This is a genomic window from Polynucleobacter hallstattensis (genome assembly GCF_018881835.1).
In the GTDB taxonomy this organism is placed as follows: domain Bacteria; phylum Pseudomonadota; class Gammaproteobacteria; order Burkholderiales; family Burkholderiaceae; genus Polynucleobacter; species Polynucleobacter hallstattensis.
The window spans coordinates 899468-914785 of sequence record NZ_JACVPO010000001.1 but is presented as its reverse complement, the minus strand read 5'-3'; the positions used below and the strand labels follow the sequence as shown (position 1 = coordinate 914785).

At 47.2% G+C, this 15318-nt stretch carries 16 protein-coding genes and 1 riboswitch; of the genes, 4 read left to right on the top strand and 12 right to left on the bottom strand.

The genetic code is table 11. From position 1 onward, the window contains the following. Positions 1-25: 25 nt before the first annotated feature. Positions 26-1471 carry an adenosylhomocysteinase gene (gene ahcY, locus ICN26_RS04865; RefSeq protein ID WP_216267291.1) on the bottom strand — a complete coding sequence of 482 codons (1446 nt, stop codon included), beginning with the start codon at positions 1469-1471 and terminating at the stop codon, positions 26-28. Positions 1472-1532: 61 nt separating this feature from the next. Continuing rightward, positions 1533-1643, bottom strand: a riboswitch (S-adenosyl-L-homocysteine riboswitch). 79 nt (positions 1644-1722) lie between these two features. Continuing rightward, positions 1723-2889 carry a methionine adenosyltransferase gene (gene metK / locus ICN26_RS04860; protein ID WP_216267290.1) on the bottom strand — a complete coding sequence of 389 codons (1167 nt, stop codon included), beginning with the start codon at positions 2887-2889 and terminating at the stop codon, positions 1723-1725. Between the two features lie 203 nt (positions 2890-3092). On the opposite strand from metK, the gene ICN26_RS04855 reads away from it, so the two are divergent. From ICN26_RS04855 to dapF, 3 genes are read left to right on the top strand one after another with little or no spacing between them, the layout of a single operon-like run. Further along, a complete protein-coding gene (locus ICN26_RS04855; protein ID WP_216267288.1) occupies positions 3093-3953 on the top strand; it encodes a lysophospholipid acyltransferase family protein in 861 nt (286 codons plus the stop codon). A 24-nt stretch (positions 3954-3977) separates the two neighbouring features. Beyond that, positions 3978-4877 (top strand): LpxL/LpxP family acyltransferase, encoded by a 900-nt coding sequence (locus tag ICN26_RS04850; protein WP_216267286.1) that lies wholly within the window; start codon positions 3978-3980, stop codon positions 4875-4877. A 59-nt stretch (positions 4878-4936) separates the two neighbouring features. After that, entirely contained in the window at positions 4937-5791 is an 855-nt protein-coding gene (gene dapF / locus ICN26_RS04845) for a diaminopimelate epimerase (protein ID WP_216267663.1), read from the top strand. 35 nt (positions 5792-5826) lie between these two features. Here the strand turns inward: dapF and pyrE are convergent, their stop codons facing one another. After that, positions 5827-6495 (bottom strand): orotate phosphoribosyltransferase, encoded by a 669-nt coding sequence (gene pyrE, locus ICN26_RS04840; protein WP_216267284.1) that lies wholly within the window; start codon positions 6493-6495, stop codon positions 5827-5829. Positions 6496-6503: 8 nt separating this feature from the next. Here pyrE and ICN26_RS04835 point away from each other — a divergent pair, with 8 nt between their 5' ends. After that, positions 6504-7286 (top strand): exodeoxyribonuclease III, encoded by a 783-nt coding sequence (locus ICN26_RS04835; protein ID WP_216267281.1) that lies wholly within the window; start codon positions 6504-6506, stop codon positions 7284-7286. Here the strand turns inward: ICN26_RS04835 and ICN26_RS04830 are convergent. The 9 genes from ICN26_RS04830 to ICN26_RS04790 form a co-directional block, all read right to left on the bottom strand. Further along, complete coding sequence (locus tag ICN26_RS04830; RefSeq protein ID WP_369411786.1) at positions 7279-8613, bottom strand: AmpG family muropeptide MFS transporter; 1335 nt, start codon at positions 8611-8613, stop codon at positions 7279-7281. The two genes, ICN26_RS04835 and ICN26_RS04830, sit on opposite strands and share 8 nt — an antisense overlap. Continuing rightward, positions 8606-9187, bottom strand: a complete 582-nt coding sequence (gene metW, locus ICN26_RS04825; RefSeq protein ID WP_216267278.1) for a methionine biosynthesis protein MetW — start codon at positions 9185-9187, stop codon at positions 8606-8608. The genes ICN26_RS04830 and metW overlap by 8 nt, the downstream gene beginning before the upstream one ends. Then, positions 9184-10323, bottom strand: coding sequence for a homoserine O-succinyltransferase MetX (metX, locus tag ICN26_RS04820; protein ID WP_216267276.1), 1140 nt, complete (start codon positions 10321-10323; stop codon positions 9184-9186). Before metX ends, metW begins: the two co-directional genes overlap by 4 nt. After that, positions 10320-10976: a nucleoid occlusion factor SlmA gene (gene slmA, locus ICN26_RS04815; RefSeq protein WP_216267274.1), complete on the bottom strand. Its 657-nt coding sequence runs from the start codon at positions 10974-10976 to the stop codon at positions 10320-10322. The genes metX and slmA overlap by 4 nt, the downstream gene beginning before the upstream one ends. A gap of 22 nt (positions 10977-10998) precedes the next feature. Next, entirely contained in the window at positions 10999-11901 is a 903-nt protein-coding gene (gene argB / locus ICN26_RS04810) for an acetylglutamate kinase (RefSeq protein ID WP_216267272.1), read from the bottom strand. Between the two features lie 26 nt (positions 11902-11927). After that, entirely contained in the window at positions 11928-12305 is a 378-nt protein-coding gene (gene dksA / locus ICN26_RS04805; protein WP_046331310.1) for an RNA polymerase-binding protein DksA, read from the bottom strand. Positions 12306-12530: 225 nt separating this feature from the next. Continuing rightward, positions 12531-13592 (bottom strand): CobW family GTP-binding protein, encoded by a 1062-nt coding sequence (locus ICN26_RS04800; protein WP_216267271.1) that lies wholly within the window; start codon positions 13590-13592, stop codon positions 12531-12533. A gap of 66 nt (positions 13593-13658) precedes the next feature. Further along, positions 13659-14660, bottom strand: coding sequence for a tyrosine recombinase XerC (locus tag ICN26_RS04795; RefSeq protein WP_216267269.1), 1002 nt, complete (start codon positions 14658-14660; stop codon positions 13659-13661). Next, complete coding sequence (locus tag ICN26_RS04790) at positions 14641-15315, bottom strand: DUF484 family protein (protein ID WP_216267267.1); 675 nt, start codon at positions 15313-15315, stop codon at positions 14641-14643. Before ICN26_RS04790 ends, ICN26_RS04795 begins: the two co-directional genes overlap by 20 nt. Positions 15316-15318 lie beyond the last annotated feature (3 nt).

The following is a 15318-nucleotide window of genomic DNA, read 5'->3' as shown; positions in this document are numbered from 1 at the left end:
TGAACAATATCTAGCAAGAAGCGGATTAGTAACGGTAGTGATCGGTCTTATAAGGACCTTCCTTCGTCACACCAATGTAAGACGCCTGCTGATCTGACAATACAGTTAACTGAGCATTCAACGTCTTGAGCTGCAAACGCGCAACCTTCTCATCCAAATGCTTAGGCAAGGTATAAACACCAACCGGGTATTTATCTGTGCCAACGGCATTCCACAATTCGATCTGCGCAATCACTTGGTTCGCAAATGAAGAGCTCATGACATAAGATGGGTGACCTGTACCGCAACCGAGGTTAACCAAACGGCCTTTAGCCAAGATAATGATGCGCTTCTCAGGATTGCCATTGCTTGCCGGGAAAATCACGTGATCTACTTGTGGCTTGATTTCTTCCCACTTATATTTCTCGATACCAGCAACATCAATCTCGTTATCGAAGTGGCCAATGTTACAAACGATAGCTTGGTTCTTCATCTTGACCATATGATCATGTGTAATCACATGGTAGTTACCAGTTGCTGAAACAAAGATGTCTGCCTTATCTGCAGCGTAATCCATTGTGACAACGCGGTAGCCTTCCATTGCAGCTTGCAATGCACAAATTGGATCCACTTCAGTGACCCAAACTTGAGCAGACAAAGCACGCAGAGCTTGCGCCGAACCCTTACCTACGTCGCCATAACCACAAACAACGGCAACCTTACCGGCAACCATCACATCGGTAGCACGCTTGATCGCGTCAACCAAAGACTCGCGGCAACCATAGAGGTTGTCAAACTTACTCTTGGTAACAGAGTCATTTACGTTAATGGCCGGGAACTTTAATTCGCCCTTAGCAAACATCTGATAGAGGCGATGTACACCAGTAGTAGTTTCTTCGGTAACGCCTTTAACTTTTTCTAAACGGGTGGAATACCAAGTTGGATCTTGTGCCAATTTCTTTTTAATGGCGGCAAACAAAATGGTTTCTTCTTCGCTGGTTGGATGATTCAAGCAAGCTTGATCTTTTTCAGCGCGTGCGCCCAGGTGCAATAACAAAGTCGCATCGCCACCGTCATCCAAAATCATATTGGTGAAGCCACCATCAGCCCACTCGAAAATACGGTGGGTGTAATCCCAGTATTGCTCAAGCGTTTCACCCTTGATCGCAAACACCGGTGTGCCGTTAGCGGCAATCGCTGCAGCAGCGTGGTCTTGTGTAGAGAAAATATTGCAAGATGCCCACTGCACCTCAGCACCAAGAGCTTCAAGCGTCTCGATCAAGACTGCAGTTTGAATGGTCATGTGCAATGAACCAGTAATGCGCGCACCACGCAATGGCTGCTGCGCTGCAAACTCATCGCGAATGGCGATAAGGCCCGGCATCTCAGTTTCAGCAATGGCGATTTCTTTACGGCCAAAGTCAGCCAAAGAAATATCGGCAATAGCGCAACGGGTTGCTACAAAGTTATTTAAATCGGAAACGGTACTCATGAATGCTCCAGCTAAATACGATCCAATGCTGGAGTAGAAACTCGCTAGCCATTGAATCATGGGTTAGCGAGCGCAGTTGCAATTAGCAAACTCTGGGGTTACCTAGGAGCTCACTCCCTTCAAGCCTGGGGAAACACTGGTCTCAGTATTCCTTGCAACGCTCCTTGAAGGTATGGCGAAATTGTAATCAATTTCGCCATATTTCGCCTCAATACAATTACATACTGCCAATTTACTACTTAGAAAGCAGATTACAAGCCGGCAGCTGCACGTAATGCAGGCGCCTTATCGCACTGCTCCCAAGTAAATTCAGGCTCTTCACGACCAAAATGGCCGTAAGCAGCAGTCTTGCGATAAATCGGACGCAAGAGATTCAACATCTTGACGATGCCTTTTGGACGCAAGTCAAAATGCTCAGATACCAGTTGTGCAATCTTTTCATCAGAGATCTTGCCAGTGCCGTAGGTGCTCACCATCACTGAAGTTGGTTTAGCCACACCAATCGCATAAGAGATCTGAATCAAGCATTTGCTTGCTAAGCCTGCAGCAACCACATTCTTTGCCACATAACGACCAGCGTAAGCAGCAGAACGGTCAACCTTAGAAGGATCCTTACCAGAGAATGCGCCGCCACCGTGAGGAGCTGCACCACCGTAAGTATCCACAATGATCTTGCGACCAGTCAGACCACAATCGCCTTGCGGACCACCGATCACAAATCGACCTGTTGGGTTCACCAAGAAATTAATAGCACCTTTGATTAAATGCTTTGGCAATACTGGTTTAATGATTTCCTCGATCACTGCTTCACGTAACTTCTCGAGAGAAATATCTTCATCATGCTGCGTAGAGAGAACCACGGTATCAATTGAGTCAGGCTTGCCATCCACGTAACGTAAGGTCACCTGAGACTTGGCATCTGGGCGCAACCAGTTCAAACGTCCATCACGGCGTAATTGAGATTGACGCTCTACCAAACGGTGCGACAAATGAATCGGCAAAGGCATGAGCTCTGTAGTTTCATCGCAGGCATAACCGAACATCAAGCCTTGGTCACCAGCGCCTTGGTCTAGGCCATCGTCATGCGCCTTATCTACGCCCTGAGCAATGTCAGGGCTTTGCTTGTCATAAGCTACTAATACGGCACAACCTTTGTAATCAATGCCGTAGTCAGTGTTGTCGTAACCAATTTCACGCAAAGTGTTACGAGCTACTTGGATATAGTCCACGTTGGCGTTTGTAGTGATTTCACCAGCCAAAACTACTAGTCCGGTGTTGCACAGAGTTTCCGCAGCAACACGCGCAGTCGGGTCCTGAGCCAGGATGGAATCCAAGATGGCATCAGAGATTTGGTCTGCTACTTTATCGGGGTGACCTTCAGAAACGGATTCTGAGGTAAAGAAGTAATCATTCGCCATTGCATATTCCTTTAAAAATTAACACGATCTTTGGGACAACTCGACGTGCCAGGAACTACGACGGCGACGCTTTAGCAGTATTTATGAATCGCCCTGCAAGTTGCCTTAACTCAGCGATAACTAGATTCTATCCGAAAAACACCTTATTCATCAAGCGTCGCCGGAAATTTGGCCCTAGCGCTGGCATTGAATATCATTAGAGGGTGCGCAAACTCTTTCTCAAGCTAACCCTCGCAGCAATTGCAGTTTTGCCCTTATTCCTGGTTCAGGTAATTGGGGCTGTTTTGGGAATTTTGGCTTATTTAGGATCGGGGCAATATCGAACACTGTTTCGCCCCCAATATGAGGCCGTTGTTAAAAGCCATCATTTGCCATTGCAAATTTGGAGTGCAACAGCGGCCTCAGGGCAACTCTTCTCAGACAGCCTATGGATTTGGCGAAATCCCAAAAAGGCGCTTTCTCTGGTTGAAATACAAGACTGGGATCTAGTTGAGGCAGCTATTAATGAAGGTCATGGCCTAGTCATGCTCACACCGCATCTGGGTGGCTTTGAAATCATCCCTAGGGTATTAGCTCAGCACTTTCCAGCGACTATTCTCTATCGTCCATCCCGCCAAGAATGGCTCAACGAAGTTGTTGAAGAGGGTCGCGCTTATCCCAATATGCATTTCGTCCCAACTAATCTGAATGGTGTTCGTCAAATGACGCGGGCACTGACACGTGGGGAAGCCATTGGCATTCTTCCAGATCAAGTTCCTAGTGGCGGTGAAGGCGTATGGGTACCCTTTTTTGGGCGCTTAGCTTATACAACTCCGCTGCCAGCACGCCTAGCGAATCGTAACAACACGCCTGTTGTCATGTTTACCGCTAAACGTAAAGGGCTGGGTAAAGGCTGGCTCATGCAAGCCAAGAGGTTGGAGCCGCTTTCTGAAGACTCGACACTGGCAGCGGCTGAACTCAATCTTGCCATTGAGAATGCAATCTTAGTTGCACCCAATCAATTCATATGGGCCTATAACCGCTACAAACATCCAAGCGGAGCAGAATTACCACCAAGTAATTAGTTAATAAATTTATAATTTATTCTCATGACCTGGTTACAAAATGTTTTTAATTTTCTAGCGCTGAGCATACTGCGCCTGTTTGCATTTTTACCCTATGGCCTCACCATTCAGACTGGCTACGGTCTCGGCTGCTTAGTAGCTCACATACCCAATGAGCGTGCCAAGGTTGTTAAAACTAATCTGCGCCTGTGCTTTCCTAATCTGAGTGCAGATGAAATTGATTCGCTAGCGCTAGAACACTGGAAATTATTTGGTCGTAGCGTAATCGAGAGGAGTCGTATTTGGCTTGGTAGTGGCAAACAAATTACTGATATCGTCACGATCAACTCTGCTATTACTCTAGGTGATCGCAAGCCACGACTCCTAATTAATCCCCACTTTGTTGGACTTGAAGGTGGCTTTATGACTCTCTCCGTTTTGGCTAGTGCACATGACTGGCCACGTGGTGCTGGTCTCTATCAAAACATGAAGAACCCCTTCTTCAATCAAAAAATGATTGAATGGCGAAATCGTTTCGGAGGAAAGTCAATTGAGAGGCAGAGTCGCTTGCGTGATTTGATTCGTGAAATTCAAACTGGTAACTTTATTTTTATCGCACCTGATATTGATCTCGGTCCACGTGACTCTGTTTTTGTACCTTTTTTTGGAATTCAAACCAATACTATCACCTCAGTCTCGCGCTTAGCTAGGCTCAGTGGTGCAGAAGTCTGCCTGATGACCACCACCTTGAATCCCGATCGTAAGGCCTATACCTGCAATATCAGCGCACCACTTCCCAACTTCCCAACAGATGATGTGGAAGCAGATACTGCACGCCTGAACAAATACATCGAAGACCTTGTTCGAGAAAGGCCGGCAGAGTACTATTGGGTACACAAACGCTTTAAGCATCGGCCGCCTGGCGAGCCAAGTCTTTATAACTAATTGGGATTCTTTTGAGTACGAATTTAAGCAAGTCCGCACGCACACTACGTTTCACCAAAATGCATGGTGCTGGCAATGATTTCATTGTGCTCAATGGTATCGCTCAAGATCTCAGCAATGTCACGCGCGAGCAATGGCAAAAATTAGCCCATCGTCAGTTTGGCATTGGCGCCGATCAAATTCTGCTAGTTGAAAAAGCTACACGCCCTGATGCTGATTTTCGTTATCGCATCTTTAATGCGGATGGTGGTGAAGTTGAGCAATGTGGCAATGGCTCACGTTGTTTTGTACGCTTTGTACTCGACCAAGGCCTATCCACGAAGAATCCCTTGCGCGTTGAGGTAACACATACCGTACTCACACTCAGATCTCATGATGATGGTCAGGTAGAAGTTGATATGGGTGCGCCAATTTTTGAGCACAGTCAGATTCCATTTAATGCAGGCGCCCTTGCTAGCAAGCAAGAGTTTCATGCAATACTCTACGCACTACCTATTAAAACCCCTGCACCACACGACAGTTGGATCAGTATCGTGTCGATGGGCAATCCTCATGCAGTTCAAGTAGTTGGCGATGTCGATAGCGCGCCCGTACTCGAAGAAGGTCCATCAATTGAGAGGGATGCTGCATTTCCAAAGCGAGTGAATGCAGGCTATATGCAAATTCTGAATCGCAATGAAATCAAGTTGCGCGTTTACGAGCGTGGCGCTGGCGAGACTCTCGCCTGCGGAACAGGTGCATGCGCCGCGGTGGTCTCAGGTATTCGTCGTGGCTTGCTCGACTCCCCGGTGAAGGTGCGTACCCGTGGTGGCGATTTACAAATTGCCTGGGGTGGCATGATCAACGAGGTAGCGCAGAGCGTCATCATGACAGGCCCAGCAATCACTGTATTCGAAGGTGAAGTAAAAATCTAAGGACGGAGCTGTGTAGTTCCTGAAGCCGCTATTAATTAAATGCCATACTTCTCGCGATAAGCTTTCACCGCTGGCAAATAGTTTGTTAGCTCAGTATTGCTGGAGGTGGTCAGGAAAGCCATCAAGTCTGCCAAGTTTGCAATTGCCAGCACTGGCAAACCAAATTCTTGCTCTACTGCTTGGACTGCTGACTTGTCTCCAATGTCAGTGGCAGTACCTGACTTTTCCATACGATCCAAGGCAATTAACACTGCTGCCGGTTCTGCACCTGCTTCACGAATGAGTTTCACAGACTCTCTCACAGAAGTGCCAGCAGAAATCACATCATCAATGATCACTACCTTACCTTTTACTGGGGCGCCTACCAATGAACCGCCCTCGCCATGATCTTTCGCTTCTTTGCGATTGTAGGCATAAGGTACATTGCGACCCATATCAGCTAAAGCGATCGCAGTAGCTGCGGCCAACGTAATTCCTTTATAGGCAGGTCCATAGAGCATATCGAACTGGATACTAGACGCTTGCAAGGCTTTGGCGTAATAGCGGCCTAGTGCACTTAAGCGGGCACCATCGTTGAACCCACCGGCATTAAAGAAATAAGGTGAAAGGCGTCCAGCTTTAGTTTTAAACTCCCCAAACGACAAAACATTTGCCTCAAGGGCAAATTGAATAAAGTTATCTTGATTAGAATTTTTTGAGCTCATAGGCCTATATGTTACGCATCATTTCTGCTAACCTCAACGGTATCCGCTCAGCGGTCAAAAAAGGCTTCCTGCCTTGGGTTGTAAAGCAAAAGGCGGACTTTGTCTGCATGCAGGAGCTCAAGGCTCAGCAGGATGATCTGGAAGATGCCATCCTTAATCCAGGTGGCCTGCACGGCTTCTTTCATCATGCTGAAAAAAAGGGCTACAGTGGTTGTGGCATCTACACCCCACATCAACCCGACGTGGTGCTCTATGGCTATGGCAATGCGGAGTTTGATGCTGAAGGTCGCTATGTCGAAGCTCGATTCAAAAAGCTTTCAGTAATTTCCGTGTACATGCCATCAGGCTCAAGCTCGCCAGAGAGGCAGGAAGCTAAGTATCGTTATCTCGATTCTTTCTTGCCGCATTTAGTAGAACTCAAGAAATCAGGGCGCGAGATTGTGCTGTGCGGGGATGTCAATATTGCTCACAATGAGATTGACCTCAAGAATTGGAAAGGTAATCTCAAGAACTCTGGATTTTTGCCTGAAGAGCGCGCTTGGCTAACACACCTGTTTAGCAAAGTTGGTTATGTTGATGTCTACAGAAAGCTAGAGCCTGAGGCTACTGATACCTGCTACACCTGGTGGAGTAATCGTGGTCAAGCGTATCCAAAGAACGTAGGCTGGCGTATTGACTATCACATCACCACCCCAGGAATAGCGGCAAGCGCTAAAAATACTGCCGTCTATAAAGATGAGCGCTTTTCAGATCACGCTCCACTGACAGTTGATTACGACTGGTCTATTTAGAAACCTGTGAGTCGTGCTGTTTAAATTCAACCACTTTGAAATGAATAGTGAGCCAAATCAGAATTAAGACTGGCGCACCAATAATCGCAGTGCTGATAAAAAAGCTTGAATACCCAAAATGATTTACAAAGACACCTGAAAATCCAGCCAACCATTTTGGCAATAAGAGCATCATCGAACTAAATAATGCGTACTGCGTTGCGGAGTACTGAATATTCGTCAAAGCCGATAAAAATGCAATGAACGCTGCCGTTGCAATTCCAGAACTCAGATTGTCAGCAGAGATGACCCAGATTAAGCCATGCAAGTCATGGCCCTGAGTGGCAAGCCAAGCAAATAACACGTTACTGACAGCCGATAAAATCGCACCCAGAAATAAAATCCGCATCACGCCAAAACGTAAAGTAAGGACGCCTCCAACGAAGGCGCCGACTAATGTCATCACTACGCCAAAGACCTTGCTCACTGCTGCAACCTCATCCTTGGTATAGCCCATGTCCACATAAAACGGGTTAGCCATAATGCCCATCACCACATCACTAATGCGATAGATGGCAATTAAAGACAAAATTAAAATAGCGTGCCAACCGTAACGTTTAATAAAGTCTGCAAATGGCTCAATCAAAGTCTGATGTAGCCACGCTTTTGCATTTCGGGCTTTTGCTAGCTCAATGCGAACGGGCTCTTTACTAAACAAGGTAGTAAGCACGCCAACACTGATAGAGAGCGCCATACAAAGATAAGCAAATTGCCAAGCGGCTGGATCATAGCCAGTAGCACCAGCTTCAGCGCGGGCGGCTAACCAGAGAACGCCAGCACCAGACCAAATTAAAGCCAGTCGATACCCTGTTTGATAAGTAGCAGCCAAAGCCGCCTGGTGATCACTATCTGCAGACTCAATCCGGAAGGCATCCAATGCAATATCTTGCGTTGCAGAACCGAAGGCAACCAGAAGTGCACACCACACAATCGGCGTAAGTTGAACCTGAGGGTCAATGCTGGCCATACCGACTAGGCCAATAATAATGAGTAGTTGTGCAAAAAGTAGCCAGCTACGCCTTCTACCAAATAATCTTGACAACAGGGGAATGGGCAGTCGATCTACTAAAGGAGCCCACATCCACTTAAACGCGTAAATCAAGCCAACCCAAGTGAGGTAACCAATCGTACTGCGATCAATTCCAGCTTCTCTAAGCCAAAAGCTGAGTGTTCCTAAAATTAGTAGCAGCGGTAAGCCTGCAGAGAAACCCAAGAAGAGCATTCGGAGGCACGGCCATTCGAGGTAGACCCGAAAATCTTTCAGCCAGGACTCAATCGTACTAAGCACGTCGAACGCGGAACAGCGCTAGGCTTCCAAAAAGATTAGGCATCAAAGTAACTTGTCGCCCTTCATGCAAGATACATTGATCCAAAATCCGTAAACCCAGACTCGAAGCCAGCTTTTCAAAATCGGCTACCGTAAGAACGCGTACATTGGGTGTGTTGTACCACTGGTAAGGCAAGCTTTTAGAAACTGGCATACGGCCAAAGCCAACAGCTAGGCGGTGTGACCAATGGCCAAAGTTCGGGAAAGAAACAATCGACTCCTTACCAACCCGAACCACTTCACGCAAAATCTTTTCAGTTTCGTGAATAGTTTGCAAGGTCTGAGAGAGTACAACCGTGTCAAAGCTATTGTTCTCAAACAATGCTAGGCCACCTTCTAAGTTTTGCTGAATCACATTCAAACTTTTTTGTACACAAGAAAGTACGCGTGCATCATCAATCTCAACCCCGTAGGCATGAACAGGTTTTTGCTTTTGCAGATACTCCAAGAAGCTACCGTCACCGCAACCCAGATCAAGTACTTCACTATTGGGCTCAATCCAGTTCGCTATTGCAGCAAAGTCTGCGCGCTTCATGCCTTCACCTCGAGCATTTGCTTAAAATACGCACGAATCAGATTGTGATAACGCGGGTCATCCAATAAGAAAGCATCATGTCCATGCGGAGCATCAATTTCTGCATAACTGACTTCACTCTTATTACTGAGCAAAGACTCCACAATCTCACGACTACGATTAGGTGGGAAGCGCCAATCTGTAGAGAAGCTCACTACCAAGAACCTGGCCTGCACTTCAGCTAGGGCACGATTTAAGCTGCCCTCATAACGACGAGAAGGATCAAAATAATCCAGCGCTCTAGTAATCAGCAAATAAGTGTTGGCATCAAAATAAGTAGAAAACTTATCACCTTGATGGCGCAAATAGCTTTCAACCTCAAACTCCACATCAAAGCTAAAGCGATAGTCTTGAGACTCGCCGCTAGGTCTTTGCAGCTCGCGCCCAAATTTTTCTGCCATGTCATCGTCAGATAAATAGGTGATATGTCCGACCATACGAGCCAACTTGAGGCCACGCTTTGGCACTACGCCATGCTCATAGTAATTACCACCATGAAAATCTGGATCTGACAAAATCGCATTGCGAGCTACTTCATTAAATGCAATGTTCTGTGCGCTCAGTTTTGGAGTCGAAGCAATCACGAGGCAATGGGCAAGGCGTTTTGGGAACTGAATGGACCAGGCCAATGCCTGCATTCCGCCCAAGCTTCCGCCCATTACCGCAGCAAAACGGCGAATGCCTAACTTGTCGGCCAAGCGCGCTTGGGTATTTACCCAATCCTCAACCGTAATGACCGGGAAGTCTGCGCCATAAGGCTTGCTGGTGGCGGGATTGATACTCATGGGTCCAGTGGATCCAAAGCAAGATCCTAAATTATTAACGCCAATCACAAAGAAGTGATTGGTATCTACCGGCTTGCCCGGCCCAATCATGTTGTCCCACCAGCCGATATCTTTTGCATCATCAGGATTGGGTCCAGCCACATGATGTGATGCATTGAGTGCGTGACAAACTAGGACAGCATTACTTTTATCGGCATTGAGCTTGCCGTACGTTTCAATAACTAAATCGTAGCCCGATAAAATGGCGCCACTTTGCAAAGGCAAGGGCTCGGCAAAATGGATGGTATTTCTAGAGAGATGTAGCTCGCTCATTCGGACAGAAGAATGCGAAGGCTGATATCAGACGCTTCGGTTGGAAGCTTCTTAAAGCCGCTACGAGCAAAGCGATGCCAACGGCCCAAAACATAACTCATCAACATCGTCGCACGGATGCTGACTTCATCTTGAGATACATCTGCCCACGTACCGCCTTGGGTTTGGGCAATACGCAGTGCCTGCTTTAAAGATGCCTCAACACGATCAAGTACTTGTGTAATGCGCTCTTGTAAGCGATCATCTTCTTGCAATAGAGCGTCACCCAAAAGCACGCGCGTCATACCGGGATTCTTTTCTGCAAAGAATAAGAGCATCTGCAAAATGCCGCGTGCCTGTGCAAGCCCAGACTCTTCTTTTTGATTTATTTGATTAATCAGGCCAAAAACCGTTTGCTCAATAAATGAAATCAAGCCCTCAAACATCTGCGCCTTACTAGCGAAATGTCGATAGAGCGCTGCTTCTGAGACTTGAATTTTTGCTGCTAATGCTGCAGTCGTTACGCGCTCGGCCTTGGGGTTTTGCAGCATCTCTGCCAACACTTGCAAAATTTGGAGACGGCGCTCCCCTGGACGTGGGCGCTTGCGTGTCTTGCCCTCCTCGGCAGTTGTCGTCTCAATCTTTGAGGCACTAGGGTCAAAAGAATCACGCATATTTATATCTCTTGTTCAACTCTTAACGGGAACGGATCATTGTTCCAAATGCTTGCTCTGTCAGAATCTCCAGCAGTAAGGAGTGCTCGATTCGTCCATCAATGATGTGTACTGAATTTACGCCGCTCTTTGCTGCATCTAGTGCAGAAGAAATCTTTGGCAACATGCCGCCAGAAATAGTGCCATCAGCAAATAAGCTATCAATTTCACGTGCAGTTAGATCCGTTAAAAGCTTACCGCTTTTATCCATCACACCAGGAATATTGGTCATCATAACTAATTTCTCTGCATGCAAAATTTCTGCCATCTTGCCGGCTACCAAGTCAGCATTAATATTGTAGGCCTGGCCCTCTTCGCTAAATCCGATTGGAGAGATCACCGGAATAAAGGCATCATCCTGCAATGCTTTTACAACTGCAGGGTTAATCGTATCAATCTCACCAACAAAACCTAAATCAATAGTTCCGCCAGGCTTCTTTTCGTCGGCAACCAGCATCTTCTTTGCACGAATCAAGCCGCCGTCTTTGCCAGTCAAGCCAACTGCCTGACCACCAAAGTGATTAATCAACATCACAATATCTTGCTGCACTTCGCCACCGAGAACCCACTCAACCACTTCCATGGTCTCTTCATCGGTCACGCGCATGCCTTGAATAAAGGTGCCAGTCTTACCAATCTTTTTCAGAGCTTCATCAATTTGTGGGCCGCCGCCATGCACCACTACTGGGTTCATGCCAACTAACTTCAGCAAAATGACATCGCGTGCAAAGCTTTCCTTCAGGCGCTCTTCAACCATGGCGTTTCCACCGTACTTGATCACAATAGTCTTACCGTGATAAGCGCGAATGTAAGGCAAAGCCTCGGCCAAAATCTCCGCCTTTAATAAAGGGGAGATGTCACTAATAGTTGGGGATTGCTTTGTCATTGCTACTTTTATATTCGGTCTGCTGATTAATCGCCAAACAACTTTTGACGCAGTTCACGACGCTCTTGCGCCTCTAGCGAGAGATTAGCTGTTGGTCGTGCAATGAGACGGTTCAAGCCAATCGGCTCGCCAGTCTCTTCACACCAACCATAATCACCAGACTCAATACGGGCTAAAGCCTGCTCTACTTTTTTCAATAATTTGCGCTCACGATCACGCGTGCGCAACTCAAGAGCATGCTCCTCTTCAATCGTTGCGCGATCCGCAGGATCAGGAACCAAAATGTTTTCGCGCAAATGCTCTGTTGTTTCCGAGGCATTTTTCAGAATGTCGCCCTTTAAGGTCAATAACTTCTGACGGAAAAAATCTAACTGGCCGGCATTCATATAGTCCTTTTCGGACATCTTGAGTAATTCAGCTTCTGTTAAAGGGGCACCTTTGGCAGCTTTTGTGCTTGCCGCTTTACTAGGGGCTTTTGCTGCAGCCGTAGATTTCGTTGGTGTTTTTACCGTCATTTCATTCTTTCCATAGATCTAAATCATTATTACTTCATTCTGCCAAATTTTTACTACCCTTTTAGCCAATATTTATTAATGTTGGCCGTGGCGCGGGATTGTACTTTAAATTTTCTAGACCAAACAGCCCTCAAGCCCAGCCAGCAGGGTGTCTTTGGGCAAATCTATTCCAATAAAGACCATGCGGGTTTGCTTGGGCTCTGCACCCCATAAACCAGCCATATCACTGCCCATCATCTGATGGACGCCCTGGAACACGACTTTTCGGTTACTCCCCTTCACATAGAGGACGCCTTTGTAGCGCAACATCTTCTCACCGAAGACCTCCAAAATGCCCCCCAGGAAGTCTTCTAATTTTTTATGGTCAAAGGGTTTATCACTACGAAAAACGAAGGATTGGATCCGGTCTGTATGGCCTGCATGATCATGGTGATCGTGGCTATGATCATGACCACAGGTGCTGTGATCGTGATGGTCATGACTGTGGTCATGGCCACAAGTAGAGTGGTCATGATCATCTTGTCCTAAAAAGTGAGGATCAATATCGAGCTTCGCGTTCAAATTAAAGCCCTTAAGATCCAAAACAGCATCCAGAGGAACGATCCCTTTAGAAATTCCCTGAATTGGAGCCCGGGGATTCATGTGCATTAGGCGATTGCGCAAGGCATCTACTTGGGCAGGCGTAACCAAATCGGTCTTAGTAATAAAGATTTGATCAGCAAAGCCTACTTGGCGCTGCGCCTCTTCATGCTCAGTCAGTTGTTGTGGGCCATGCTTGGCATCCACCAAAGTGACTACGGCATCTAGAACATAGTGGTCTGCTACGTCATCATCCATAAAGAAGGTTTGAGCGACTGGGCCAGGATTAGCTACTCCAGTAGTTTCAATGACCACGCGATCAAAGCTAATTTTTTTGTCCCTACGTTGCTCCCAAAGCTCATTCAGGGCTTCAACCAGATCCCCACGGATAGTGCAGCAAATGCAACCATTGCTCATTTGCACAATATTCTCTTGATTGTCTTGAACCAAGATGTCGTTATCGATATTTTCTTCGCCGAACTCGTTCTCAATCACAGCAATTTTTTTGCCATGCTCTGCAGTCAGGATGTGTTTGAGTAAAGTGGTTTTGCCGCTGCCCAAAAAGCCCGTGAGAATTGTTACCGGAATTAACGCCATTTTTGATCCTATCAAAATCTATAAATGCATTCCCCAAACGGGAAACCTTCTATCTTACCGAGTTCTTCAAGCTTTGCCGGCTTTCGCACGAGGATGCGCCTTGTCATATGCCTGTGCTAGGTGTTGGAAGTCTAAAGAGGTGTAAATCTGGGTACTGGCGATGCTGGCGTGCCCCAACATCTCCTGCACCGCTCTCAAATCCTGAGAAGACTGCAATACATGGCTAGCGAAGCTATGGCGCATCATATGCGGGTGCACGTGGGTAGGTAGACCCGCCCTCATCGCCAAAGTCCGCAAGCGCGCTTGGACCGTCCGAGGAGATAAGCGAGCGCCTGTTGCAGAAATAAATAAAGCCATCGATACATCTGCCTGCTCAAGCAAGTCTCGAGCTGTACGCCAGACTTTGAGAGATTGCATTGCTGGTCCACCAATGGGAACTGAGCGACGTTTGCCGCCTTTACCTAAAACCGTCACCTCTGCGGCCTCCCAGTCCAGCCAGCCAGCAGACTCATGTTGACGGTCCTTGCTTTGCATCACATCAATTCCTAGCAGCTCTGATAAACGCAGACCAGAGGAATAAAGCAAATCGATGATCGCGGCATCACGCACCGTCTCTAAATCCTTTTTTTCTTCGGCCTCTTTGACGGCCTGATTGACTAAGGAAAGCGCCTGCTCAACTGAAAGCGCCTTTGGCAAAGACTTCAAACGTTTAGGTGCTTTCACATCATCAACAGGATTGGCAACTAGATTTGCAGTAATCCTGCCTGCCTGTGCATCACGGCGCGCATCTTTCTCGGTCAACCAGTCGTACCAACCACGCCAAGCAGAAAGCGCTCTTGCAATCGTGCGAGATGACTTTCCCTTGGAGTGTAGGCGACCAGCCCAGCGACGTACGTGAGCGTTGCTTACCTTTAACAAGTCAATAGCCTCGTCTGCCGCCAGCATTTGTAACTCGCTTAGATCCATACGGTACGCTTTAAGCGTATGCGGTGAGAGCTGCCTTAATACATGCAGCTCGTGCAAGTACTCTTGCACTAGGGGGTGCAGATCAGCTAGTACTTGGCTCATAAGCCTGGATACGATCCAAAGCTGCAGCAGTGAGTTCAGCAATCTGACGCAAATAGAACGCGCCCATATCTGCAGTAAAACGAGACTCATCTTTACTTGCTAACAAAAGTACTGCTGGCGATTGCGCCACACCAATGCTTTTACCTAGTGGCAGGCCAATAGCCACCATGCTTTGCCACTCAGGATCAATGGTCACTTGAGTTGCCAACAAATCCACACTCGCTGCAGCTAGCTCTTTGGCGGACCCGCATAGCGGCGTATCAATCCACGGACCAAATGCAGTATTGGGCGATAGGAGCTGTGCTGACTCAACCTCAAACACTTCGGCCAAACCTGTGGTGACTGCAGATTCCACATCCACCTGGGTGTTGGCGCCCATCAAACGTAATAACCAAGCCACTAAGCTTTGCTGGGTTTTGTCATTACGACTTCCAAAATGCAGCATCTCACTTAAGCGACGATTGAGCTCTTGATTCTGTGTGCGCAACAAAGTCATCTGACGTTCTTGTAAAGAGATCGCGCGATCTTCATGTGGATGCTTCAAGCGAATTTCATTTAAGAGATTGGCATAACGCTCAAAGAAACCTGGGGTAGCACGCAACCACTCGGCCACCAATTCTTCTTGCTCAGCTTGCTTAGGATCGATTGCGCTCATCTG

Coding starts and splice junctions, on each gene's coding strand:
- slmA (WP_216267274.1), bottom strand. CDS start 10,976: ATGCGTGATTCTTTTGACCCTAGTGCCTCAAAGATTGAGACGACAACT.
- dapF (WP_216267663.1), top strand. CDS start 4,937: ATGCATGGTGCTGGCAATGATTTCATTGTGCTCAATGGTATCGCTCAA.
- ICN26_RS04790 (WP_216267267.1), bottom strand. CDS start 15,315: ATGAGCGCAATCGATCCTAAGCAAGCTGAGCAAGAAGAATTGGTGGCC.
- pyrE (WP_216267284.1), bottom strand. CDS start 6,495: ATGAGCTCAAAAAATTCTAATCAAGATAACTTTATTCAATTTGCCCTT.
- argB (WP_216267272.1), bottom strand. CDS start 11,901: ATGACAAAGCAATCCCCAACTATTAGTGACATCTCCCCTTTATTAAAG.
- ICN26_RS04795 (WP_216267269.1), bottom strand. CDS start 14,660: ATGAGCCAAGTACTAGCTGATCTGCACCCCCTAGTGCAAGAGTACTTG.
- metW (WP_216267278.1), bottom strand. CDS start 9,187: ATGAAGCGCGCAGACTTTGCTGCAATAGCGAACTGGATTGAGCCCAAT.
- ICN26_RS04800 (WP_216267271.1), bottom strand. CDS start 13,592: ATGGCGTTAATTCCGGTAACAATTCTCACGGGCTTTTTGGGCAGCGGC.
- metX (WP_216267276.1), bottom strand. CDS start 10,323: ATGAGCGAGCTACATCTCTCTAGAAATACCATCCATTTTGCCGAGCCC.
- ICN26_RS04850 (WP_216267286.1), top strand. CDS start 3,978: ATGACCTGGTTACAAAATGTTTTTAATTTTCTAGCGCTGAGCATACTG.
- ICN26_RS04835 (WP_216267281.1), top strand. CDS start 6,504: ATGTTACGCATCATTTCTGCTAACCTCAACGGTATCCGCTCAGCGGTC.
- dksA (WP_046331310.1), bottom strand. CDS start 12,305: ATGTCCGAAAAGGACTATATGAATGCCGGCCAGTTAGATTTTTTCCGT.
- ahcY (WP_216267291.1), bottom strand. CDS start 1,471: ATGAGTACCGTTTCCGATTTAAATAACTTTGTAGCAACCCGTTGCGCT.
- metK (WP_216267290.1), bottom strand. CDS start 2,889: ATGGCGAATGATTACTTCTTTACCTCAGAATCCGTTTCTGAAGGTCAC.